Below are 23,918 nucleotides of genomic sequence, written 5' to 3'. Positions count from 1 at the left end.
ACGGCAAGGTCGCGCGCTCTCTTGCAGATTCAGGCAAAGCCGAAGTAGCTTACGACCTCAAGTAAACTTGAGGTCAAGCGCCATGCTCGACATCTCCGAGGTCTCCCGGCAAAGCGGCGTCGCCGCGTCGAAACTGCGCTATTACGAAGAGATCGGGCTGATCCGCTCGATCGGACGTAGTGGGCTGCGGCGGGTCTTTGCGCCGGACGTGCTGTCACGCCTGTCGCTGATCGCCCTGGGACAGGCAGCCGGGTTCTCGCTGGCCGAGATAGGCGACATGCTTGGCCAGGAAGGCAAACCCGACATCGACCGCGAAAGACTGGGTGCCAAGGCGGACGCCCTGGACCGGCGCATCAAGCAATTGAGCGCGATCCGCGATGGCCTGCGCCATGCCATGACCTGCACCGCACCTCGCCACCTGGATTGCCCCACCTTTCAGCGCCTGATGCGCATCGCGCTTGCCAAACAGTCAGCGCGGGGGCCTGGGCGACAAGGGGCGAAAGGGGCAAAAGCAGCGAGAGGGGCGAGAGGGGCGAGAGAGGCGAGAACCCAGCATGGACGAACAAGACTGAGGCGAGATGGCTGAACGGATCTCTGCCACTAGCGCAAAAAAGGCCCGACTCCTCGAAACAGGAGCCGGGCCTTTTTCGACACGCGGATCAGGATGCCGGATCGGGTCAGCCGGGACGACGCTGAGCACCTAAAGTAAGCACTTACATATCCCCGAAGCGCGATTGCAGAAGCGTCATCGCCACCACCGGGGCGGTTTCGGTACGCAGAACCCGTGGCCCCAGGGTCAGCGCCGCAAACCCTTGTGCCGTCGCCGCCTCGACCTCGCGGGGGGACAGGCCACCCTCGGGGCCGATCAGCACGCAGGCGCTGGCGACGCGCTCGGCTCGCTCGAGCACGCCTGGCGTACCCGGGTGGAGCACCAGCCTGAGCGCCTCGTCACGCTGGCCCAGCCACTCGCTCAGCGACTGCGGGGCCTTGACCTCGGGCACCGTGGCGCGGCCGCACTGCTCGCAGGCGCTCACCGCCACCGCCTGCCAGTGGGCCAGCTTCTTTGCCTCACGCTCGCCCTTGAGGCGCACATCGCCGTGCTCGGTGTACAGCGGAGTGATCGCGGCGACGCCGAGCTCCACCGCCTTCTGGATGGCGTAGTCCATTCGATCGCCCTTGGAGATCGCCTGGCCGAGGTGCACAGACAAGGGCGATTCGCCTTTGCCATCGCGCACCTCGAGTATGTGAACGCTTACTTTCTTGCGATCGGACTCGGCGATGTCGGCACGGGCTTCGCGACCCTGACCGTCGAACAGCACCAGGGGATCACCGGGCTTGAGCCGCAGCACGCGCCCCACATGTCGCGCGGCTCCTTCGGGCAGAACGACGTCGCCGCCGGCGACAAGCGCGGCGGCGACGTGGATGCGGGGGCCCTGGAAGGCGGCGTCGCTCATCAGTGGGCGGTCGGCGCCTGCTCGCCCTGGGCAGTGCCCTGAGCATCGCCCTGCTCGGCCTCGCGGCGCTTCTTCTGGGCGTAGAGCGCCTCGAAGTTGACCGGTGCCAGCATCAGCGGCGGGAAGCCGCCACGATTGACCAGGCTGTCGACACACTCGCGGGCGTACGGGAACAGCACGTTGGGGCAGAAGGCACCCAGGGTGTGGTCGAGCTGGTCACCTTCGATGCCGGTGATGCGGAACAGGCCGGCCTGTTCGATCTCGGCCAGGAAGCAGGTGGTGCCGCTCTCGCTGTGGGTGACCTGGGCGGTGACCTTGATCACCACCTCGAAAAGGCCGTCGGCGACCTTGGTGCTGCGGGTGTCCAGGTCGAGGCCGACCTTGGGCTTGAACGGCTGACCGAAGACGCCAGGTGAGTTCGGCGCCTCGAAGGAGATGTCCTTGACGTAGATGCGCTGCAGCGAGAACTGCACCTGCGGCTTTTCCTGATCCTGCTGACCGGCGGCCTGGGCGCCAGCGTTCTGGTTGTTGTCGTCTGCCATGAGAAAGATCCTTGAATCGGGTAATCAGAAATCGTGCGGACGGTCACTTCTTGACGATGGGCAGGTTATCGGTCTGCCACTGGGTCATGCCACCCTTGAGCTTGAACACGCGCTCGAAGCCAGCCTTCTTGAGCTTGGCCGCCACGGCACCTGAGCTCTGGCCGTGCTTGCACACCACCACGATGGGCGAGGCCTTGACCTTGTCGAGCTCGTTGATACGGGAATCGAGGCTGCTCTGGGGAATGTTGCGAGCGCCGGCGATGTGTCCCGCCTTGAAGTCGTTCTTGTCGCGAACGTCCAGAATTACCGCGTCTTCGCGGTTGACCATCTGGGTCGCTTCGCTGGTGGTGACGCCACCGGCGTTGGCGTTGCGCAGCTCATACAGCAGCCAGGCCGTCAGCACGGCCAGGAAGGCAGCCACCAGCAACGGGTGATTCTGCACAAATTCGAACAGCTGATCGATCATGGGGTCGGCTAACTCTCGTCGGATGCAAAAATGGTGGTGGCCTGGGTGGCGAAATCGGCGTCCATGGCCTTTGTTACAAGATCTATGTCACAAGACCGGTGCCTCAAGGCCGGTGTTGCGAGTCCAGTCTACAGACCGGACGACGCGAGACGCAGGTACGTTGCCCGCGCTCGATCACCGCTACCCGCCGCAGGGCGGCCAGTATACACGACTCGGGGGCGATGCCGCCTGCCTCCGGACACTGCCTCGTCGGGTCAATGACGACCGCTGCCAGCGTGCGATATGATGCCGCAAGGAGGATCGTGTCGCGAGCCTGAAACCGCAAGCCACGAGACTCACGAAGACGCGCCGATCTTATTGTCGGGCGCGCTTCCCGAATCGCCAGGCACCAGCGTTTACCCACGACACCCCAGGACATCCGGCGACGACGCCAGGCGTCGAGCGCCAACAAAAGGATGCCGGGCGAGGTCATCTTGAGCTAGAGGCAATTCCTCATGACGGATACTGCGACCGCACCGCGCCCGGTGGCGCTGATCATCCTCGACGGCTATGGACACAATGAAGACGCCGCGTCCAACGCCGTCGCCGCCGCCGACACCCCCAACATGGACCGCCTGTGGCAGCAACGCCCGCACACCCTGATCCACACCGATGGCCGCCACGTGGGCCTGCCGGACGGTCAGATGGGCAACTCCGAGGTCGGTCACATGAACCTCGGCGCCGGGCGCATCGTCTACCAGGACTTCACCCGCATCACCAAGGCCATCGAAGACGGCGAGATCGACGACAATGCCGTGCTGACCGCGCCCATCGACGCGGCGGTGAAGGCGGACAAGGCGGTCCACCTGCTCGGCCTGCTGTCCCCCGGTGGCGTTCACAGCCACGAGGATCACCTGCTGGCGGTGGCCGAGATGGCCGCGCGGCGTGGCGCCAAACGCATCTACCTGCACGGTTTCCTCGACGGCCGCGACACCGCGCCCAAGAGCGCCAGAGCCTCCATCGAGCGCGCCAACGCCAAGCTTGCCGAGCTGGTGGGTCAGGACAACGGCTTCGTCGCCTCGATCATCGGCCGCTACTTCGCCATGGACCGCGACAACCGCTGGGACCGCGTCGAGAAGGCCTATCGCCTGATCACCGAGGGCCATGGCGAGCACCAGGCCGAGAGCGCCGAAGCCGGCCTCGACGCCGCTTATGAGCGTGGCGAGACCGACGAATTCGTCGCCGCCACCAGCGTGCGCCCGAACGGCAAGCCAGTCGCTGCCGAAGACGGCGATGCCGTGCTGTTCCTGAATTTCCGCGCCGACCGCGCCCGCGAGCTGACCCGTGCCTTCGTGCTCGAGGACTTCGACGGCTTCAACCGTCAAGTACAGCCGACGCTGGCCGCCGACGGCCTGGTCATGCTGACCCAGTATGCCGCCGATATTCCCGCGCCCTCGGCCTTCCCGCCTGCGGACCTGAACAACACCCTGGGCGAGGTCATGGAGACGCGCGGCAAGACCCAGCTGCGCATCGCCGAGACCGAGAAGTACGCCCACGTCACCTTCTTCTTCTCCGGCGGCCGCGAGAAGGAATTCGAGGGCGAGAAGCGCGAGCTGATTCCTTCACCCCAGGACGTCAAGACCTACGACGAGAAGCCCGAGATGAGCGCCTTCGAGCTCACCGACACCCTGGTCGACGCCATCGACGGCGGCAGCTTCGACCTGATCATCTGCAACTACGCCAACGGCGACATGGTCGGCCATACCGGTGACTTCAACGCCGCCAAGGCCGCCATCGAGGCGGTGGACAAGTGCGTGGGTCGGGTGGTCGAAGCGATCGAGCGCGCCGGCGGTGCCTGCCTGATCACCGCAGATCACGGCAACGCCGAGCAGATGGTGCACCCCGAGACCGGCAACCCCCAGACTGCGCATACCACCTTCCCGGTGCCGCTGGTGTACGTGGGCAGCCGCGAGGCCCGGCTAAAGGACGGCGGTCGCCTGTGCGACCTGGCGCCGACCCTGCTGACCATGATGGGCGAGTCGGTGCCGGAGGAGATGACCGGCGAGGTACTGATCGAGCTGTCGTGAGACCTCTGCGCACCGCAGCCCCAGTCGCGCCATCGAGGCGCCAGCCCGGCAGCTGCCCACCACCACGTACGACGCCGCCCCGCCCGGGGCGGCGTTGTGGGTTTGTCCGCGCGGCTGTCGCCCTGGGCGCAGCGGTCCTGTGGCTGGGTGGCCTGCCGCTCACTCCTGTGACGCAGGCCGGCCTGCCGCTCGCTCAGGCCAGTCCCAGCGAGCAGCAGGCCAGGCAAAGGCTCGACGCCATCGGCGAGCGTATTCAAGAGGCCAGTCAGCGCCTGGCCAGCACCGATAGCGCCCGCGACCAGGCCAGCGAGGCCCTGCGCGAGGTGGAAACGGCACTGGCCGAGACCCACCAGCGCCTGGATACGCTGCAGGCCGAACGCCGCCGGCTCGATCAGGAGATGGCCGAGCTTGCGCATCGCCGAGAACTGATGGAAGCCGAACGCCGGGAGCAGCGGGCAGCCCTGGGTCGTCAACTCGATGCGCTCTATCGCATGGGCCTGACACCACAGTTGAAGCTGCTGCTGAATCAGGACGACCCAGCACGACTGGACCGCCTGCAGGCCTATCTCAACCATCTTGCCGACGCCCGCAACGAGCGCCTCGACCTGCTCGCTGAACTGGACCAGCGTCTGGAGGACAACCGCCGCGAGCTCGAACACCGCAGCGAGGAGCTGGCTTCCCTGGAGGCCGATGTGGCGGCCCGTAGCCAGGCCCTGGCCAGGCAGAGCCGCGAGCGCCAGGCGCTGGTGGCACAGCTCGACCAACGCTACGACACCGAGGCCTCGAAGCTGGCCTCGCTGGACCAGGACCGGGCCCACGCCGAGCGGGTCCTGCGCGAGGTGCAGGAAACCATGGCACGGCTCGAGCGCCCGCCGCCGTCCACCGCCATCGAGCGCACCCGAGGCGACCTGCCGTGGCCGGTGCAGGGCATGATGCTGTCGCGCTTTCGCGAATCCCGCGGCGTCCACCGCAACGGCATCCTGATTCAGGCGCCATCCGGGACTTCGGTCGAAGCGGTTCACCCCGGCCGGGTAGTGTTCGCCGACTGGATGCGCGGCTTCGGCAATCTGCTGATCGTCGACCACGGCGACCAGGTGATGACCCTCTACGCCCACCTGCAACGCTTCGAGACGGAGGTCGGCAGCCGTGTGGAGCGTGGCCAGACACTGGGCCGCGTCGGCGTCAGCGGAGGCCGCGACGCTCCGGGGCTGTATTTCGAGGTACGCCGAGGCGGAGACCCCATCGATCCTGGTGGCTGGATCGCGCGGCGCTGAGCACACGCCATTTTCAACCATCCGGCCTAAGGCTATGCTTGAACCTTGCCCCTACGTCGAGCGGAGACCGCATGACCGAACCCCGAGCCGCCCACCGTCCCTCGCGCCTCAAGACACTGACCGGGACTTGCCTTGCGTGGTGCCTCGCCGCGTCCCTGGCCTGGCCTTCGCTGGCCAGCGCCCAGGCGACCGACGATGATCTGCCGATCAGCGAGATCCAGGCCTTCTCCGAGGTGTTCGAGCGGATCAAGCGCGGCTACGTGGAAGAGGTCGATGATGCGACCCTGCTCAAGAACGCCATGCGCGGCATGCTCTCGGAGCTGGACCCCCACTCCAGCTACCTCGACGCCGAGGCCTATCGCAACCTGCGGGAGACCACCGAAGGCGAGTTTGGCGGGATCGGCATCGAGGTCGGGCTCGACGACGGCCAGCTGACGGTGATCTCGCCGATAGACGACACCCCGGCCGAGCGCGCGGGACTTCAGGCTCAGGACGCCATCCTGCGCATCGACGAGACCCCCACCGATCGGCTATCCCTGCAGGAAGCGGTGGACATGATGCGTGGCGAGCCAGGCACCGAGATTCGCCTGACAGTGGTCGGCGCCGGCGATGGTGCTCCACGTGAGGTCACCCTGGCCCGGGAAATCATCCGTACCGACAGCGTGAAGAGCGACATCCTCGAGCCCGGCTACGGCTATCTGCGCATCAGTCAGTTTCAGGCCCGCACCGGCGAGCAGGTCGAGGATGCCCTGACCGAATTGCGCGACCAGGGGGCCCTGTCAGGCATCGTGCTGGACCTGCGCAACAACCCCGGCGGCGTACTGCAGTCGGCGGTGGACGTGGCCGACGCCTTCCTCGACCGTGGCCTGATCGTCTACACCGAGGGGCGACTGTCCGATAGCGACATGCGCTTTTCGGCGACCCAACGCACCGCGGCGCCGGACGTGCCGCTGGTGGTGTTGATCAACGGCGGCAGCGCCTCCGCCGCAGAGATCGTCGCCGGCGCCCTGCAGGACCAGCGCCGAGGCGTGGTGATGGGCACCGAAAGCTTCGGCAAGGGCTCGGTGCAGCAGATCATGCCGCTGGGCAATGGTGAAGGGCTCAAGCTGACCACCGCGCTCTACTACACCCCTAACGGTCGCTCGATCCAGGCCCAGGGCATCGAGCCCGACGTCGAGGTCGTGCGCGGCCGGCTCGAGGTCGCCGATACCAGCAACCTGCGCATTCGCGAGTCTGACCTGGAAGGGCACCTTGGCGATGGTGGAGATCGCGCCGACAGCAGCCGCAGCGATCGGCTGGACGGCGACTACCAGCTGGGCGAGGCACTGAATCTGCTGAAGGCGCTGAATGTGATCAGTCAGCGCGACACGCGCTAGGGCTTGTCTGAAAAGTGCCTGCGCTCGGTAATACGGCGTTAAAAATCGGCTGGTGCGCCAGCCCGGTCAAAATGCTCATTTACACCCCGTAAACTGCGCTTTCTCACCGATTTTTGCCTTGTCTAACCTTCGCTCGTCGACTTTTCGGACAGCGCCTAGGCCGGGCGACAAGGCCCCGGCCTGCACTCTGCCTGCCCCCTAGCGACAGCTAAGCGGCAGGCGTCCGCGTGAGCCGGTGGCCTGCTGCATGATCAGGCGCTTGATCGGAGACAGCCGGTCGACGCCGGAAAGCCCCAGGTTGCGCGCCAGCGTCAGGCCCGGGTGGCGGCTGCCGAACAGACGCCGAAAGCCTTCCATCAGCACCAGCATCATGGCGTTATCACCACGCCGACGTCGCTCATAGCGTGCCAGCAGGCTCAAGCCACCAGGTGCCACACCGCGACGGCGCCCGTTCAGCAACTCTTCGGCCAGTACCGCCGCGTCGAGAAAGCCCAGATTCACCCCCTGGCCGGCCAGGGGGTGAATGCTGTGAGCGGCGTCGCCGATCAGCGCAAGCCCCGGCAGGTGGTAGCGCTCGGCGTGGCGCTGGCTGAGCGGGAAACTCCTGGCCTCATCCAGCACCTCCACCGCACCCAAGCGATGATCCAGCGCCTCGGCCATGGCCTGGCCCAGCGCCGCCGGCGAGAGTGCCGCAAGACGTTCGGCTTCCTGCGGGGTGGTGGACCAGACGATCGAGCAGTAGTGGCTGTCTCCCGCCACCGTCAGCGGCAGGAAGGCCAGGGGGCCGGTGGCCAGAAAGGCCTGACGGGCTACACCGCCGTGACGCCGCTCGGTCTTCACCGTGGTCACCAGCGCGCACTGCCCGGTGTCCTGTTCACGTACCGCTATCCCGGCCAGTTCGCGCAGCGGTGAACGTGCACCGTCGGCGCCGACCACCAGCGGGGCGGCCAGCACGCTGCCATCATCCAGGGTCACCCGCCGACGAACGGCGCCGTCGTCCAGCGCCACCACCTTGCGACCATGCAGGCGTTGCACCTGAGGCAGCCTCGACAGCTCGGCTTCCAGCGCCGCAAGAATCACATCGTTTTCGACGATATGGCCAAGCACCGGTACGCCGGCCTGATCGGCGCGGAAGCCGACCTCGCCGGAGCCATCGGCGTCCCACACCTGCATGGCGGTGTAGGGCGTGGCGCGCCAGGCGTCGATGCGCGGCCAGGCACCGAGGCCTTCCAGCAACCGTCGAGACACCGGGGTCAGGGCGCTGACGCGGGGCGCCGGCACACTGCCCGGCAGGTCATCCGAGTCCAGCGGGCCCGGACGCGGGTCCACCATGGCGACCGTCCAGCCTTCCCGTGCCAGCAGCACGGCCAGTACGGCACCTACCATGCCGATACCGGCGATCACCACATCGACTCCCGTCGGCGCTGCCTTGGCGGCTGAACCCTCTGCCTGCTCCTTCATCGGCGTCTCGCTCTCCCAGTCTTCCTGACAATCACTGACTCGCTTGCACCACGTGCCTTTGCGGATTCGCCCTCAGGGGTCCTTTGCGGATTCGCCCTCAGGGTCGCGGCAACGCAGCGCACCCAGTGTACCGCCAAGGGCAATCCTATGCTCGACCGCCAGGCTTTCAGGGGCAGTGCCTGAAGGCTGCCTGACGCCATGGGAAGGCCCTGTGAGCCAGATGACACCAACGGGCCAGGGTTGCCCCTACCCAGTTATCGTTCGCTGCCCATGGCCCGCCTGGCGAGGCCCCGCCTCAGCGGCCCTGCGAGGTTCAGGCCAATCAGTCCCGCGGCACGGGCGTGGGACAGCAGTGGCTGGTCGATGCCGAACAGCCGAATCAGGCCGTCGCTGAAGCGCACCACATTGCGCTGGTCCGTTTCGCGGCGTCGCTCGAAGGCGGCCAGGGTCGCCGCGCTGCCAGGCGCCTGGCCGGCCTCGAGCCCTTGCTCGATGGCCTCGACCAGGTCGATCACCCCTCGCAGCGCGAGGTTGAAGCCCTGGCCCGCCACCGGGTGCAGGGCGTGGGCGGCGTTGCCCAGCACCGCCAGTCCCGGCCGTGTCGTCTCCCGCGCGGTGACCAGCGACAGCGGGTAGACGTGACGCTGGCCGACCTTGACGAAGGCGCCGGCTCGATCGCCAAAGGCGGCCTGCAGCTCTTCGAGAAAGGCGCGGTCCGACAATGCCAGGCGGCGCTGTTCGCTGCCCTTTTCATGGGTCCACACCAGCTCCATGGCCTGTCCCGGCAGCGGCAGCAGCGCCATCGGGCCTTGCCGTGTGAAGCGCTCGTAGGCAACGCCCTGGTGAGGGCGCCCGACCGCGACATTGGCGATCATTGCCACCTGATCGTAGGGGGTCGCGTCGCTCTCGATCCCCAGCGCCTCCTTGAGGCCAGAGCGACCGCCGTCGGCCAGCACGGTCAGGCCGGCCTCCAGCACGCTGCCGCTGGACAACCACAGACGATGGCCTGCGGCCACGGGTTCGATACGCTCCACCCGAGCCGGACAGTGCCAGTCGAGCGGCAGCTCGGCCAGGCGGCGGTGCAGCACCCGCCCCATCCAGGCGTTGGGTACCACGTAGCCGAGCGCCTCGACGCCCATTTCGTCGGCACGCAGGCGCGTCGCACCAAGGCGCCCCTTTTCGCTGACATGGATCAGCGAGATCGCGCTGGCCTTCGCGGCCATGGCGGACCACACCCCGAGACGCGAAAAGTGCGCGGCGGAGCCCGCCGCAATGGCGCTGGCGCGGGCGTCGAAACTCGGCTGCCAGGCGTCGTCTTCTCCCGCCGAAGGCGCCGCTTCCTGCGGCGACGGTGCGAGCGGCGCCATCGGTGCGGCCTCGACCACCGCGACCTTGAGGCCGGAATGTTCGATCAATTCCGCCAGGGCCGCCCCCAGGCTCGCCCCCACCAGCCCCCCGCCGATGATCGCCACATCGACCCGCTCGACCGCATGGCCACCTTCCTGGCAAGACGCCTGAACCTGGCAAGACGCCTGAGGGGCGTTCGCTGAAAGGCGGCTTGCCGTTGGTTCCACAGTGCTCTTGGGGGTGTCTTGCGGCATTACTGTATTCCTGTAATAACTTTACGTAATCAAATATTTATTAGCGTGCAAAGTGGCCATAAAACCACCAATCGCCCTGGCGAAACAGCACCCTGATTTGTACCCCAGCCACCGCCATCCCTCCCTGAACGAAGGCTTCGACAAGACGCAAATGCAGGGAAACGCTGGCATGCCAACACTCAAGACAATCCGACGATCATCCAGTCCACGACGCTCCGGTCACCGACGAGCGTCGGCGCCCCAGAAAAGGGCGAGACGAGCCCACGGCACCAGGGACACGCACCGATAAGACAGGTGTCATCGCCGAGAAAGGCATGATCGACAGTGGCAGGTCAGCGGCCGATGCGCCGGCGATCCGAGCCCTGAAGCACGACGCCAGATCAATCACATCAACCAGCATAGCAGGCTATGGCGACGGGAAAAGGAGGGAAAAATCCCGAACTTTGCAGGCATCGTTCGGGACTTTGGCAAACGTCAGTGGGTGGTGGGAGGCGTCTCGTCGACCTGCTCGACCTGCGGGGTGCCCGGGTGCTGTTCGGTATAGAGCAGCATCGCCGCCATCCGGGCGTGTTCGGTCAGGGCAAAGAGGTCGTTCTCGTTCTCGGCGCTGTCGTCGATATCGGTCTCGATGGCGGCCAAACCCGCGAGATCCTCGATGGCCTCCCTGAGCGGCTCGGACCACTTCTTTCTGGGCGCGTCGCCCGCGTCCTCCACCACTTCGAGAAAGCCGAGGGTCCACTCCTTGAGGCCCTGCGCCCGCTCGGCCAGCGAGAACATCTCGTCAGGCAGCAGCGGTTCGAAATTGAGCTCGGTGCTGGCCAGGGCGTCCAGGGTCTGGCGGCGCCAGCCGAGCAGGCGTTCAGCGCTGGGCTCGTCTCTGGGCTGGTCGACCCCGAGGGTCAGGCAGACCTCCTCGAGCCAGGCCTCGGCGGTGAGGTCGTGCAGGCCGAGTGCCGCGCACAGGCGCCCGTCGAGGAAGGCCGGCGACTGCATGCTGCCATGCAGCAAAAAGGTGTCGGCGATGGTGGAGAAGTCCTGGCGTTCGTTGATCAAAGACATGATGATATCCGCTGAAGAAGAGGTTCAGGGTGGCAATACCGCGGCGCCCCCGGGGTGACCAGAAGCCGCTTGCCCATGGCATCGGCAAGCGCCGCCGATGCTCCCGTCTTGAGGTGTCGCGTTGACCCCCCGCTGAAGGCTCTCTTATAGTGACTCGCAATCGATCCCCGATGGTAACGCATCCTGCCCGTTCGGCGCTGCGTTAGCCAAGGCCCGCCCCGGAGCCAGGCCCATGAATGACACCAAGCGGCATACCACCGACATTACGCTGCTAGAACGCCCCTACACCATCGCCTGTGCCCCCGAGGAGCAGGAGGGACTGGAGCGCGCTGCCCGCTATCTGGACCAGGCCATGCAGGGGATCCACGCCCAGGGCAAGGTGGTGGATCGGGAGAAGATTGCCATCATGGCTGCACTCAATCTGGCCCACGAACTGCTGGGCCTGCGTGACGAGAAGCGTGCAGGCGAAGCCAGCCTGAGCGAGTTGAATACTCGCCTGGAGCAGGCGCTCGCCAAGGCGCCGAGTCGCGATTCCGACGTCTGATCAAGGCTGATCAGGGCTTTCGGTACCTGAGCCCGCACCACGTCCCGCACCGCCACGGTGGTCCGCGCCCCGCCTCATCTGCGAGAGCCGTGCCAGCACCTCATCCCCTTGCTGGTGTCTCGCGACCAGCGCGCCTGGTCGACACTGCCTCCCCAAGCACTCGAAGGCATCTTCACTTTGGCGCCAGGCCCCGGTCTGGTAGCATGGAAGAGTTCCCTGGGGTGTGCGCCAGTCGTTACAGTCCCTCGAGCCTATGCGCAGTACCCAGGGGGCCAAATGCTAGCCGGGCCCGTGTGCAAGTCCGTGCGACGGAAAGCCTGACGGCTCGGCTGCGGCCACCCACCTTGAACCTATGGGTTCAAGGGCCAGAACGACAGCGGCACTCTGGGGAACCTCGAATGAACGATCTGCGCTCTTCCATTGACGCACAGATGACGCTCGGACACTTGTCACGTACCGAGCTGCGACGCGAACTGCGACGCCGCCGCCGGGCCCTGAGCCCGCGCCAGCAGCAGGCCGCCAGCCAGTCACTATTGGCTCGCCTGCGTCGCCTTCCTGAACTGCTGAGTGCCCGTCGCGTGGCGCTCTACCTGCCCAATGACGGGGAGATCGATCCTCGTCCCCTGCTCGACTGGCTACGCCAGCGGCGCGCCCAGGCCTATCTTCCGGTGCTGCGCCCCCTGAGCGACAATCGCCTGTGGTTCGTCCGCTACGACGAGCACACCCCCATGGTCGCCAATCGCTTCGGCATCAGCGAACCCTGCAGCCGTCACGGCGCCCATCCGTCGCGTCGTCTGCCGCCCTGGGCGCTGGACGCCATCCTTCTACCGCTGGTGGGCTTCGACGACGCCGGCCAGCGCCTGGGCATGGGTGGAGGCTTCTATGATCGCACCCTGGCCTTCGCCCATCCCGACAGCGGGCAGGGCGGCCCCAGGCCACGCCTGATCGGCCTGGCCCATGACGTCCAGCGCGTCGAACGCCTGCCGGTGGCCTCCTGGGACGTGCCGCTGAACGCCATCGTCAGTGATCAAAGAGTGATCCGCCCTGCCTGAAACGCCTCCGGCCGCCCCTGAGGGCGGCCGGAGTTGGATCTATGCCGATGTCGTGACCATGGTGCCTGGTGCGTCAACCTCCCACCAGCGCCTGGGCGTAGCCGGTCGCCACGACTCCCAGGCCGAACACCAGCACCAGTGACATGATCAGATCGGGCTTGCGTTTCATTCCTGACTCCCTTCATACGGCCGCTTGCCGTATTGTCTTGATGTTGTGGTCAAAGCGACTGACTCAGACTATAGGGTGATCACCCATGTATGGCAATCATCACGCTTCCACGATGAAGCCCGTCAGCCAGGCGTCATCATGCCCAGCAAGTAAGTCAGCGCTTGCGCGCGCAGGATACGCCGCTTTGCCTCGACTTCCAAGACGTCATCCCGCCATGGCTATGCCATGAACAGTTGGTAGGCGGGATTGTCACTTTCCTTCCAATAGCGATAGCCAATGGCGTCAAAATGTTCCTCGACGTGGGAACGATCCCCGTTGGGAATCTGCATGCCGACCAGCACCCGACCATAGGCAGCGCCGTGGTTGCGGTAGTGAAACAGCGAGATATTCCAGTCCTGGGGCAGGTGGGTCAGGAAGTTCATCAGCGCGCCGGGGCGCTCGGGAAATTCGAAGCGATAGACTTCCTCGGTGAACTCGGTACGGGGCCGGCCGCCGCCCAGATGACGGATATGCAGCTTGGCCAGTTCGTTGTCGGTCAGATCCTCGACCGGGTAGCCCGCCTCGATCAGTTTGCCGATCAGCGCCTGGCGATCCTCGCCGCCCGGCTTGACCTGTATGCCGACGAAGATGTGGGCCTGGTCGGCATCGGCGTAGCGATAGTTGAATTCGGTGACCATGCGCTTGCCGATGGTGCGGCAGAACTTCTTGAAACTGCCAGGTCGCTCGGGAATGGTCACCGCCAGGATCGCCTCGCGCTGTTCGCCGAGTTCGGTGCGCTCGGCGATATGCTGGAGCCGATCGAAGTTGGTGTTGGCGCCGGAGTTGATGCATATCAGGGTCTGGCCCTCGGCCCCGGTCTCCTGGATATACTTCTTGAGACCGGCCAGCGACAGCGCGCCGGAGGTCTCGGACACCGCCCGGGTATCCTCGAAGATATCCTTCACCGCCGCACACATCTCATCGGTGTTGACGGTGATCACCTGGTCCACCAGATCCCGCATCAGGGAAAAGGGAATCTCGCCGATCTGCGCCACCGCCACGCCCTCGGCGAACACCCCGACCTGTTCAAGGATGACCCTTTCACCGGCCTCCAGCGCGGCCTTCAGGCAGGCGCTGTCCTCGGCTTCCACCCCGATCACCTTGATCTCCGGGCGCAGGTACTTGATGTAGGCCGCCATGCCGGCGATCAGGCCACCACCGCCCACCGGAATAAACACCGCATCGATGGGGCCGCTGTGCTGACGCAGGATCTCCATGGCCACGGTGCCCTGTCCGGCGACCACATCGATATCGTCAAACGGCGGGATATAGGTGTAGCCGTGGGCCTCGACCAGCTCCTGAGCGTGCTCTGCGGCGGCGGCGAAGGCGTCGCCCTTGAGGATGACCTTGGCGCCCCAGCCGCGTACCGCAGCCACCTTGATCTCCGGGGTGATGCGCGGCATCACGATCACCGCCTTGACGCCCATCTGCTTGGCCGCCAGCGCCAGGCCCTGGGCATGGTTCCCCGCGGAGGCGGCGATCACGCCCTTGGCTTTCTGCTCATCAGTCAGGTGGGCCATGCGATTGTAGGCACCGCGCACCTTGAAGGAGTGCACCGGCTGAAGGTCTTCACGCTTGATCAGAATCTGATTGTTGAACCGTCGCGACAGCATGGGCGCAGGTGAGATCGGCGTTTCTCGGGCGGCTTCGTAGACCCGGGCCTGGAGAATCTTCTTGACGGTAGCTTCGAGCATTCTGGTATCCAGCGTGAGGGAGGCGGGCAAAACCCCTATTGTTAGCATCGCCTCACGCCCAACGTCCAGCGCCAGCCACCCCAGGCAGACATTGCTTGCCTCAGTGCCGAGCTGCCGCGACCGCGATGAAGGCAGAAACGGGCGGAGCCCAGGCACCACGGTGACACGCCAGACAGCGTTTCTTCCGTCTTTCGCGATGCCCTATAATGGCCGCAGCTTTCCTCTTCTCACGCTCCCCATCGCAGGTATTCCATGACCCAGGACGAACTCAAGGACGCCGTCGCTGCCGCCGCCATCGACGAGGTCCGCCCGATGCTCGGCCGTGACATCGTGATCGGTGTCGGTACCGGCTCCACCGCCAACTGCTTCATCGACCGCCTGGCAGAGCTGCGCGGGGACTTCCGCGGAGCGGTGGCCAGCAGCGAGGCCAGCGCCCAACGATTGAAGGGGCACGGCATCGACGTCTACGAGCTCAATGAAGTCGGCACCATGCCGGTCTACGTCGACGGCGCCGACGAAGTGAACGCTCACTTGCAGATGATCAAGGGTGGGGGGGCCGCGCTGACCCGCGAGAAGATCGTGGCGGCCTGCTGCAAGACCTTCATCTGCATCGCCGACGCCTCCAAGCGGGTCGAGCGCCTGGGCGACTTCCCGCTGCCCATCGAGGTGATTCCCATGGCCCGTTCCTACGTCGCCCGAGAACTGGTCAAGCTTGGCGCCGATCCGGTCTACCGCGAGGGCGTGGTCACCGACAACGGCAATCAGATCATCGACTGCTACGGCCTCGACATCGATGACCCCGTCGCCCTGGAGACCCGCATCAACGCGATCGTCGGGGTGGTGACCAACGGCCTGTTTGCCGCTCGTCCGGCGGATATCCTGCTGATCGGCGGCGCCGACGGCATCAGCCGGCATCTTCCTGCCTGAGCCTTGCTGACCGAGCCTTCCCGTCCACGTCATCTTACTTGTGCACGTGGGCGGGATCGCAGTCCCGGGACCCTGGTCGCGCTTCGCTTCTTGCTGCGTACTTCTTGCTTCTTGCTTCTTGCTTCTTATTGCCCGCGCCCCTTGTTGTATCCCACCGCTGAAGCCGGTCTGAGCGTCCCCGTTGCCAGAGACACGGGGGCGCGTTCTTTGAAATGACCACCTGATAGCCAACATTCTTTGCATGCCCGCCAAACCACGCCCTTCGCGTCTCGCCTTCACCGCTTGCTGACCTGTCCTGACGATATACCTTGACGTTCTTTTGATTAAAGAAGGCAAAAATGTCATTTCGGCTACGTGAAAGACGCTTGAAACACCGTTCAGGGGAAAGCATCACCAATAGTCATCTGCAAATAAGCACAGAACAAAGTCATAAGCCCCAAATAGAAAACCTCATATCAAATCAATAAAAAAGACAATAAAAACAACATAAAAATTATACAACAATTATTTTAACCTCTTGTTATAACTAAGCATTTTAAATTCTTTTTTGCTTATTTAGTCATCATGTACCTTCGGGCATTGTGTCGCTTTCACAGCGACAAATATGGTGCTTCACATGGGTCCGGGAATTTTCGACGAAGCGTATCAATCCTTCCAGTGGCCGCCTTATTAACGGCGATCGACAAGCACCTTCTGCTTCGTCAAGACCACCCCCGGACACCACCTTCGAACACCATCTGGGGGAACCAGGCAATGTCAGCGACCATCCTTGTCACCGGTGGAGCAGGTTTTATTGGCTCCCATAGCGTCGACCAGTTGCTATCGGAAGGACACCATGTGCGTGTCCTGGACAACTTTTCCAGTGGCAAGAAGCGCAATCTGCCTGAGCATCCCCGACTCGAGATAGTGACCGGTGATGTACGTAATCGGGCCGATGTGGACCGTGCCATGGATGGCGTCGAGCGCTGTCTGCACCTCGCCGCTCAGGTGTCGGTGGCGCGCTCCGTCAGCCACCCCGACGAATCGGCTCAGCACAACGTCATGGGGACGCTACAGGTGCTCCACGCTGCCTGCCTGCATGGCCTGTCACGTGTGGTCTACGCCTCTTCTGCGGCGGTCTATGGCACCCCCGAATCCCTGCCGCTGAGCGAGGGAGCAAGACTCCGTCCGCTGTCCCCTTACGGCCTCGAAAAGTGGATCAACGAGCGCTACGCCAGCCTCCAACACCAGCTCCACGGTCTATCGACGTTGGGTTTTCGCTATTTCAACGTCTATGGCCCGCGTCAGGACCCTCAGTCTCCCTACGCCGGTGTCATCGCGCTGTTCGTCGATGCCCTGCGTCACAACCGCGCCCCCACGGTCTTTGGTGATGGCGGCCAGACCCGCGATTTCGTCTTCGTGGCAGACGTCGCGCGAATGAACGCCCGCGCGCTGTTCAGCGAACACCAGGGAGTCTGCAACCTTGCCACAGGCAAGGCCTCGTCACTTCTGGATCTGATTGCAGCTCTGAACACACTACTGGAAAGCCAGCAGGTTCCCCGCTTTGACGCCCCTCGCAGCGAGGATATTCGCCACTCCCTGGGCGCCACCGCTCGCCTGCATAAATGGTTCGGCCTCAAGGAGCCGCGCTCGCTGGAAGACGGTCTGAAGGCCTTGATCGAGCACGACGCACGCTGGACAGCACAGGGGCCTCAGGAGGGCCAGATGGCATGAGCGGTACCCGAACTTCGGCTGGATTCCGCCATGCCTGCACCTGGCTGGCGGCTCTGGCGACGTCACTGCTGGGGCTGACCGCCCAGGCAGCTACCCAGCCCAGCGTCGCCTTCTACTACGAAGCAAGCCCCCCTGTGGAGCTGCTCGACCAGTTCGATTGGGTGGTGGTGGACGCCGACGCTGTCACCGAACGCGAACACCGAGGTCTGGCGGCACATGGCGCCGAGGTCTTTGCCTACCTTAGTGTGGGCGAGTGGGACGCCGACAGGCCCACCGACGCGCAAGCACCCCAGGCAGCGCTGGTCGGGAGCAATCCCGACTGGGACACCCGTATCGCCGACCTGAGCGACGATGGCTGGCGCAACCATCTCCTCGACCAGCGTGTCGAGGTGCTGATCGATGCCGGCTACGATGGCCTTTTTCTGGATACCCTGGACAGCTACCGGCGCTTTGCGCCGGATGGCCCGGCCGCCCACGCTCAGCAACTGGCGCTGGTATCACTGATCGACGAGATCCATAGACGTCATCCGAACCTCAAGCTGCTGCTCAACCGGGGCTTCGAGGTGCTCGGCCAGGTCCATGACAAGATCGCCGGTGTCGCCGCCGAGTCCCTGTTCCGTGAGTGGACGCCTGCCACCGGCGTCTACGGCGGCGTCACTCCCTCCCGCCAGCAATGGCTGCAGCAGCAGTTCGAGCGTGTTCGTGGTTATGGTCTTCCGGCGATTGCCATCGACTATGTCCCCGCCGCGAATCGGGAGCTCGCGCGTCAGACCGCTCGGCGTATCCTCGATATTGGTGCGATTCCCTGGGTCACGACACCCGGCCTCGACCAGATCGGCGTCGGACTGATCGAGCCGATCCCGAGAAGGATCCTGATCTTCTATGACGCCGATACCGCGGAAAAAGGCGACGTCAGCAACCTGGACGCCTTTCGCTATCTCGCCCCCATCCTCGACTACCTCGGTTACTCGGCGGAGTATCGGGACATCGGAACCCCTCCTCCCCCCGGCATCATGCAGGGGCGCTATGCCGCCATCCTGAGCTGGTTTCCCTCTCCGCCAGCGCGCGACACCACGGCCCTGTCCGCCTGGCTGTCCGCCCAGGTGTCGTCGGGCGTTCGGCTGATCCTGATGGGCGATCAGGGTATCGACCTCTCACAGGGGCTGGGGCAGCAGCTCGGCATCATCAACGTCGAAAGCGTCGAGACTTCCAGCCTGAAGATTCGACAGCACGATGCGCTGGTCGGCTTCGAGGGCATGCCGGAGGGACCTGGCATCTATCCCGCCGGTTACCGCCTGCTGGCCGAGACCAACACCGCCCACCTGACCCTGGCCGACCGCAACGGTGTCGAGCTATCGCCGGTGGTGACCGGTCCCTGGGGCGGGGTGGCGCTGAGCCCATGGTTGTTCCAGGAGGCAAGCGACAGCCAGCAGCGCTGGATCCTCGATCCCTTCTCCTTCATTGCCAAGAGCCTCGGCATGGAGGATTTTCCGGTCCCAGATGCCACCACAGAGAACGGTTCCCGCCTGTGGCTTACCCATATCGACGGTGATGCCTTCATCAGCCGCGGCGAATGGCCTGGCGCTCCCTTCACCGGTGAAGTGATGCGCGACAGGATCCTGAAGCGCTATCGAGTGCCCACCACGGTCTCCATCGTCGAGGGCGAGTTCGGCGAAGGCGGCACCCATCCTGAATTGAGAACGCAGCTGGAGCCTCTGGCGCGGGAGATCTTTGCCCTTCCCTGGGTCGAGATCGCTACCCATACCTACAGCCATCCCTTCGACTGGCTCGATCTCAAGGAAGGAGATCTTGCCGGCCAGGGCCGAACGCCGGCGGGCTTTCCCTTCAACATGCCGTTGGCTGGCTATCACTTCTCGCTGGAGCGAGAAGTGGCGGGCTCCACCGCCTATATCAATCACGACCTCGCTCCCCCGGGAAAGAAGGTCACGACGATTTTGTGGAGTGGCGACGCCGTGCCGCCCGAGAAAGCCCTGGCCATCAGTGAACGCCTGGGACTGACCAACCTCAATGGTGGCAATACCCACATCACCCGGGACAACCCCTCTCTGACCCAGGTATCGCCGATGCTCAGACCCATCGGCCACTACCTGCAGGTACTCGCGCCCGAAATCAACGAAAACGTCTACACCGATCACATGACCACGCCCAAGTGGGGTTATCGGCGGGTACTGGAAACCTTCGAACTAACCGACCTGCCTCGGCGGCTCAAACCCATCAACATCTACTACCACTTCTACAGCGCAGCGTATCCCGCTTCACTGCGCGCCCTCGAAGAGGTCTACGACGCCGTACAGCAGCAGGACACCCTGCCGCTGTACGCCAGCACCTACAGTGACATCGCCACCCACTGGTACGACCTGGGCGTCGCCCGCCGACTGGACGGCGCCTGGCAGATTACCGGTGGCTCGAGCCTGCGTACCCTGCGCTTGCCCGCGTCCCTTGGCTGGCCTGACCTGGGGCGCTCCATCGGGGTGGTCAGCGTCACCGACATCGAGCAGGGGCGCTACCTGTCGCTGGACGGGCAACAGCGCCAGATACTGTGGCTTGGTCAGGCATTTCCCCACCAGCCTCACCTGCGTCGTGCCAATGGGCGAACGACGGCCTGGCATAGAGCCACGGATGGCGGCTTCTCGCTGACCCTGGAAGCCGAACAGGTCGCCCTTGAAGCCGAGCTGACCGGGCTCGGTCAGTGTCACGTAAAGGCACCCGGTGCCCGCCAGCACCGCCAAGGCGACAGCCTCGTGCTCGACTACTCGGGTCCCGGCCCCGCCACGATCGAGGTGTCCTGTGGATAGGCCACGCGAGTCGTTGCTGCCTCCCTGGGTATTCAGGCTACTGGTGCTTGGGCTGGTGCTGGTGCTGATCGGTTTCCAACCGGCGCGTCACCTGCTGTCCCAGGCCAGCATGAATGCCGAGAACGATCGCCACGCCGCCTTGTTGCTGGCCAAGGCACGCCTGGACGCCGACCCTCAGCGTCGCGATCTTCGCCTGGCACTGGCCAGGCTTCAACTCGAGGCCCAGCAGCCTGGCGCGGCCGGTGAGACCCTGGCTCACCTCGAGGATGATACAGACCCCGAGGTTCAGTGGTGGTTGCTGGAACAGCGTTGGCAGGCCATCAATGCCCTCGAGCCAGGCGATCCCCATGACGCGACCCTGCGCCGCCATCTGGTCGAGCGCTTCTACGACATCCATGCCTGGGCCGGCATCGATGGCCCGGGCGAAACCGATCCGCGTCTTTCCACCGATCGACTGACACTGATGGCGCATCGCTGGCTGTCCCTCGAACATCCTTGGGAGGCCGCGGAATGCTTCGAGGCCCTGGCCCGGCGCGATCAGGATCGACGCTTCCACTGGCTCAGGGAAGCCGGGCGTAGCTGGATGCAGGCCGGATCACCGATACGCGCCTCATCCGCCTGGCACAGGGCTTGGCTGGCGCGAGATGTGGGCGCCTCTCCACTTGGCTGGCTCGATCTTGTCATCCCGCCGGCCCAGGCCGCGGACCAGATCGAAAGTCCTGACCGGCAAGTCGCCAGACAGTCGCTGGAGGCGGCATTCCAGAGCGACAGTCAGCAGGGCATCAACTACGCACGACAGTATCTGGAGGCCTATCCGAACGACGCGGAACTGATGGACCTGGCCATTCGCCTGGCGCTGGCCGTCAATGACGTGGACCAGGCGCTCACCTGGGCCACCAGACTGCAGGCGCTGGACGCGGACGACCCCGAGCGCCTCGAGCGACTGGCGGCGGTCGCCCTGGCGGCAGGCAAGCCAGAGCTGTCGGTAGCGCCGCTACAACGACTGAACGCCACCGATCCAACCACCTACGCCCATCAGTTGGCCAATGCCCAACGCTGGTCAGGCGATACACCCGGCGCCATGGCAACACTGGAAGCCCTGGCGACGTCATATCCGGATGCGGCAGCAGATCGCCAACTGGTCGAACTGGCACTGGCCGGCTACGACCGTGTTCGGGCCCGCGCCGCCCTCGAGCGCCTGAATGCACGGGACGAACTGACCGCCGTGGAGCAAGGTCAACTCGTCGACGTGCTTGATGATCTGGGCGAGCCCGACGCGGCCATCGCCTATCTGCGCCACTGGAACAGCCAGGGACAGCTCTCTCTTCTGCTCAAGGTGCGTCTGGCCACTTTGCTGGAGCAGACCGGTGCACTGGCGGACGCCGAAACCCAGTGGGCAGCGCTGCGTCAGGCGTCTTCCTTCGATCACGATGAAGCGGCTCGCCAGCAGGGCCGACTGCTGCGGCGCCAGTGGCAACTGTCCGATGCCCTCGCGGTGCTGCCTGCCGATAGCCCCAGCACCTGGCAACAGCGCGCCGAGCTGGGTTGGTCAGCGGGTCACGCCCAAGAAGTGATCGATTCCTACCGCCGACTGTCCACCCGGCGAGAGCTGAACGAGCAGGAAAGCCTGCGCCTGCTTCACGCCGCCGTGACTGATGGAGATGCCGTACTGGTGGAAACCCTGGCCACACAGCGCTGGCAGCGATTCAAGGATACCGACGCCATCCTGGCCGGATTTCACACGGCCCAGGCGCAGCACCGACCCGACATTGCGCGTCGCTTGCTGACGCTCGCCAGGCAGGACCCCGAGCGGTTTGCCGATTCTCCCGCCTACTGGGGCTTGATCGCCGACAGCGAACTGAAAAATCTCAACCCCCGGGACGCACTGAACGCACTCCGCCAAGGGCTTCGTCTGGCCCCCGCTGATCCGAGCCTGCGGGCAGGCGAGATCTATGCGCTGACCATGCTTCAGCACCGAGAACTGCCACAGCGTCTGGCCGAGGCGGAATCCCTGGCGTCGACCAGCCAGCAGTTGAACCTTGCGGTGGCCGGCGGCTACCGGTCCATCGGTGACACCCAGCGAGCACGACTGTGGTATCGCCGCAGCGCCCAGGGCCCAGCCCCCGGGCCTGAGGTGTTGATGGAAATCGCCGACGTCCTTGCCCAATCCGGCCATCCCGGGGTCGCCCTGGGGCTGCGCAGGCGAGCGGTGGCCCTGCTGGCACCTCAGCTTGCCAGTCAGCTGGATCCGGCTCGCAGCCTGGACGAATCGATCCTGGGGCGACAGCTGGAAGGGCTCACCTGGTCGGCACCACAGATCGGCGCCGAGCCCGCCGCGAACTGGTACCAATCGCTGGCCGCCCACCTGCCCTTGCTGGACACAGAGGCCCTCTCCAGTGGTGTGCGCAGCCTTGATCTGCTGGCGCTGCTCGGGTGGCAGGCGCGCTACCGCTATCTGTGGCTGCAGCGGCACCACCTGGGCCTGCCCACCCCCAGCTATCACCGCCTGAACGTCGCCATCGCCCAGCTGGACCATGCCACCGTCGGCCAGATGCTGGACGATCCTGGCCAGCCCCTTGCACCCAGTGATCGACTGGCCGGCGCCATGGCCCTGGAGCGACGTGGCGATGCCATGCAGCACGCCCTGCTCCTGCATCGTCGTGGAGCCGATCAGCGCGGGGAAATCGTCAGCCTGGCAAACAAGATGCCGCAACGCGCCAGTATCGGCCATCGCTACCAGGAAATCGGCGAACTAAGCCTGGAGCACACCCAGGCCATCTTCGAGCGCACCAGTGAACGCTGGGGCGCAGAGCTCGCCATCGGCAGCATTTCCCTGGACGAGGATGATCTCTCTCCCAACCTGACCAGCCACGACCTGGACGAGGAGCGCCTGGTGGCGTTGAGCGCCACCCATCGTGGAATTCGCAGTATCACCCGGCTCTCCGTGGGTAGCCGTGACAGTGACGCCGAAAACCATCTAGAGGCTCAGCTCGGCCATCGCTACAACCTCACCAGCCGGCTCAGCGCTCGCTTCAAGGCAGACTGGCAACAGCCTTCCACGGCCAACGACACCTTACGCCTGCTGGCCACCGAAGACCGCCTGGGCATCGGCCTGGACTGGATGCCAACGCTGCGCGACAGGCTCAGCCTCGATGCTCGCCATACCCGCTATCACGAGCGTTTCGACGAAAACGGGTTGGGTAGTGGCCGATACTTCGAGTCCAGCTGGGAGCACGCTTTGCTCCAGGGAGAGACTCGGCGCCTTGGCCTGCGTCTCTTCGCCACCCACGAGAACCAGGACCCCGATGGTCACCTGCCAGGTGTGCTTGCCGACCGCCTCGGCCCGGACATCGATCCCGACGCCCTGTTCAACGACGACGCCAGTGTGCTCGGACTCGGTCTCAGCCTGTCTCGTGGTGCCCCTGGCGCTCCCTACCCCCAGGTGGCCTCCCCTCGCTGGCAGCTGGACGTGTCGGGCGGCCATCGCTGGCCCAGCCGCGAGCTGGCGGGCAGTGCCTCGCTGATGGTCGGTACACGAGTGTTCGGAAGTGACGAACTGTCCCTGGAAGCAGGGATCGATCGCGGGACCGGGACCGATGAAAGCACCCGGCTGAATGCCGCGCTGAACTACCAGTACTTTTTCGGGCCCTGAGCGCCCAGTTTAC

Annotated in this window: 17 protein-coding genes and 1 other RNA gene; 11 read left to right on the top strand and 7 right to left on the bottom strand. The window is 65.0% G+C overall.

Annotated elements, in window-relative coordinates:
- Positions 1-82 precede the first annotated feature (82 nt).
- A complete protein-coding gene (locus NKF27_RS00210) occupies positions 83-586 on the top strand; it encodes a helix-turn-helix domain-containing protein (RefSeq protein WP_253554832.1) in 504 nt (167 codons plus the stop codon).
- Positions 587-713: 127 nt separating this feature from the next.
- Here the strand turns inward: NKF27_RS00210 and NKF27_RS00205 are convergent, their stop codons facing one another.
- Genes NKF27_RS00205 through NKF27_RS00195 form a run of 3 tightly spaced genes read right to left on the bottom strand, consistent with a single transcriptional unit; the run spans position 714 to position 2,462 of the window.
- Complete coding sequence (locus NKF27_RS00205) at positions 714-1,454, bottom strand: 16S rRNA (uracil(1498)-N(3))-methyltransferase (protein WP_253554830.1); 741 nt, start codon at positions 1,452-1,454, stop codon at positions 714-716.
- Positions 1,454-1,996 (bottom strand): protein-export chaperone SecB, encoded by a 543-nt coding sequence (gene secB / locus NKF27_RS00200; protein WP_045990989.1) that lies wholly within the window; start codon positions 1,994-1,996, stop codon positions 1,454-1,456. Before secB ends, NKF27_RS00205 begins: the two co-directional genes overlap by 1 nt.
- Before the next feature lie 43 nt (positions 1,997-2,039).
- Positions 2,040-2,462: a rhodanese-like domain-containing protein gene (locus NKF27_RS00195; protein ID WP_045990988.1), complete on the bottom strand. Its 423-nt coding sequence runs from the start codon at positions 2,460-2,462 to the stop codon at positions 2,040-2,042.
- Positions 2,463-2,956: 494 nt separating this feature from the next.
- Between NKF27_RS00195 and gpmI the strand changes: the two genes are divergently transcribed.
- The 3 genes from gpmI to NKF27_RS00180 all read left to right on the top strand — a co-directional run bounded on the left by gpmI (position 2,957) and on the right by NKF27_RS00180 (position 7,178).
- Positions 2,957-4,528, top strand: coding sequence for a 2,3-bisphosphoglycerate-independent phosphoglycerate mutase (gene gpmI / locus NKF27_RS00190; RefSeq protein WP_253554828.1), 1,572 nt, complete (start codon positions 2,957-2,959; stop codon positions 4,526-4,528).
- Positions 4,529-4,695: 167 nt separating this feature from the next.
- The gene (locus NKF27_RS00185; RefSeq protein ID WP_253554826.1) at positions 4,696-5,802 is read left to right on the top strand and encodes a murein hydrolase activator EnvC; all 1,107 of its coding nucleotides are present in this window, start codon (positions 4,696-4,698) and stop codon (positions 5,800-5,802) included.
- Positions 5,803-5,873: 71 nt separating this feature from the next.
- Positions 5,874-7,178 (top strand): S41 family peptidase, encoded by a 1,305-nt coding sequence (locus NKF27_RS00180; protein WP_253554824.1) that lies wholly within the window; start codon positions 5,874-5,876, stop codon positions 7,176-7,178.
- Between the two features lie 198 nt (positions 7,179-7,376).
- Here the strand turns inward: NKF27_RS00180 and NKF27_RS00175 are convergent, their stop codons facing one another.
- From NKF27_RS00175 to NKF27_RS00165, 3 genes are all read right to left on the bottom strand, one after another.
- Positions 7,377-8,639 (bottom strand): UbiH/UbiF/VisC/COQ6 family ubiquinone biosynthesis hydroxylase, encoded by a 1,263-nt coding sequence (locus NKF27_RS00175; protein WP_222516252.1) that lies wholly within the window; start codon positions 8,637-8,639, stop codon positions 7,377-7,379.
- 254 nt (positions 8,640-8,893) lie between these two features.
- The gene (ubiH, locus tag NKF27_RS00170; protein WP_253554822.1) at positions 8,894-10,240 is read right to left on the bottom strand and encodes a 2-octaprenyl-6-methoxyphenyl hydroxylase; all 1,347 of its coding nucleotides are present in this window, start codon (positions 10,238-10,240) and stop codon (positions 8,894-8,896) included.
- Positions 10,241-10,714: 474 nt separating this feature from the next.
- Positions 10,715-11,299, bottom strand: coding sequence for a UPF0149 family protein (locus NKF27_RS00165; protein WP_045990983.1), 585 nt, complete (start codon positions 11,297-11,299; stop codon positions 10,715-10,717).
- Positions 11,300-11,531: 232 nt separating this feature from the next.
- Here NKF27_RS00165 and NKF27_RS00160 point away from each other — a divergent pair, with 232 nt between their 5' ends.
- The 3 genes from NKF27_RS00160 (at position 11,532) to NKF27_RS00150 (ending at position 12,895) form a co-directional block, all read left to right on the top strand.
- Positions 11,532-11,843, top strand: coding sequence for a cell division protein ZapA (locus NKF27_RS00160; protein ID WP_045990982.1), 312 nt, complete (start codon positions 11,532-11,534; stop codon positions 11,841-11,843).
- A 210-nt stretch (positions 11,844-12,053) separates the two neighbouring features.
- Positions 12,054-12,238: non-coding RNA, 6S RNA (gene ssrS, locus NKF27_RS00155), on the top strand.
- A gap of 36 nt (positions 12,239-12,274) precedes the next feature.
- Positions 12,275-12,895 carry a 5-formyltetrahydrofolate cyclo-ligase gene (locus NKF27_RS00150; protein WP_253554819.1) on the top strand — a complete coding sequence of 207 codons (621 nt, stop codon included), beginning with the start codon at positions 12,275-12,277 and terminating at the stop codon, positions 12,893-12,895.
- Positions 12,896-13,282: 387 nt separating this feature from the next.
- Here NKF27_RS00150 and ilvA read toward each other — a convergent pair whose 3' ends face one another.
- Positions 13,283-14,845: a threonine ammonia-lyase, biosynthetic gene (ilvA, locus tag NKF27_RS00145; protein WP_260425355.1), complete on the bottom strand. Its 1,563-nt coding sequence runs from the start codon at positions 14,843-14,845 to the stop codon at positions 13,283-13,285.
- Positions 14,846-15,049: 204 nt separating this feature from the next.
- Between ilvA and rpiA the strand changes: the two genes are divergently transcribed.
- From rpiA to NKF27_RS00125, 4 genes are all read left to right on the top strand, one after another.
- Entirely contained in the window at positions 15,050-15,724 is a 675-nt protein-coding gene (gene rpiA, locus NKF27_RS00140) for a ribose-5-phosphate isomerase RpiA (RefSeq protein ID WP_045990979.1), read from the top strand.
- 753 nt (positions 15,725-16,477) lie between these two features.
- Positions 16,478-17,437 (top strand): NAD-dependent epimerase/dehydratase family protein, encoded by a 960-nt coding sequence (locus tag NKF27_RS00135; RefSeq protein ID WP_253554816.1) that lies wholly within the window; start codon positions 16,478-16,480, stop codon positions 17,435-17,437.
- Positions 17,434-20,253, top strand: a complete 2,820-nt coding sequence (locus tag NKF27_RS00130) for a bifunctional glycoside hydrolase 114/ polysaccharide deacetylase family protein (protein ID WP_253554813.1) — start codon at positions 17,434-17,436, stop codon at positions 20,251-20,253. The genes NKF27_RS00135 and NKF27_RS00130 overlap by 4 nt, the downstream gene beginning before the upstream one ends.
- On the top strand, positions 20,246-23,905 hold the full coding sequence (locus NKF27_RS00125; protein ID WP_253554812.1) for a tetratricopeptide repeat protein: 3,660 nt from the start codon (positions 20,246-20,248) through the stop codon (positions 23,903-23,905). Before NKF27_RS00130 ends, NKF27_RS00125 begins: the two co-directional genes overlap by 8 nt.
- Positions 23,906-23,918: the final 13 nt, after the last annotated feature.

The sequence above is a fragment of the Halomonas sp. DN3 genome (assembly GCF_024137905.1).
In the GTDB taxonomy this organism is placed as follows: domain Bacteria; phylum Pseudomonadota; class Gammaproteobacteria; order Pseudomonadales; family Halomonadaceae; genus Halomonas; species Halomonas litopenaei.
This window is presented reverse-complemented; position numbering and strand designations above follow the sequence as displayed.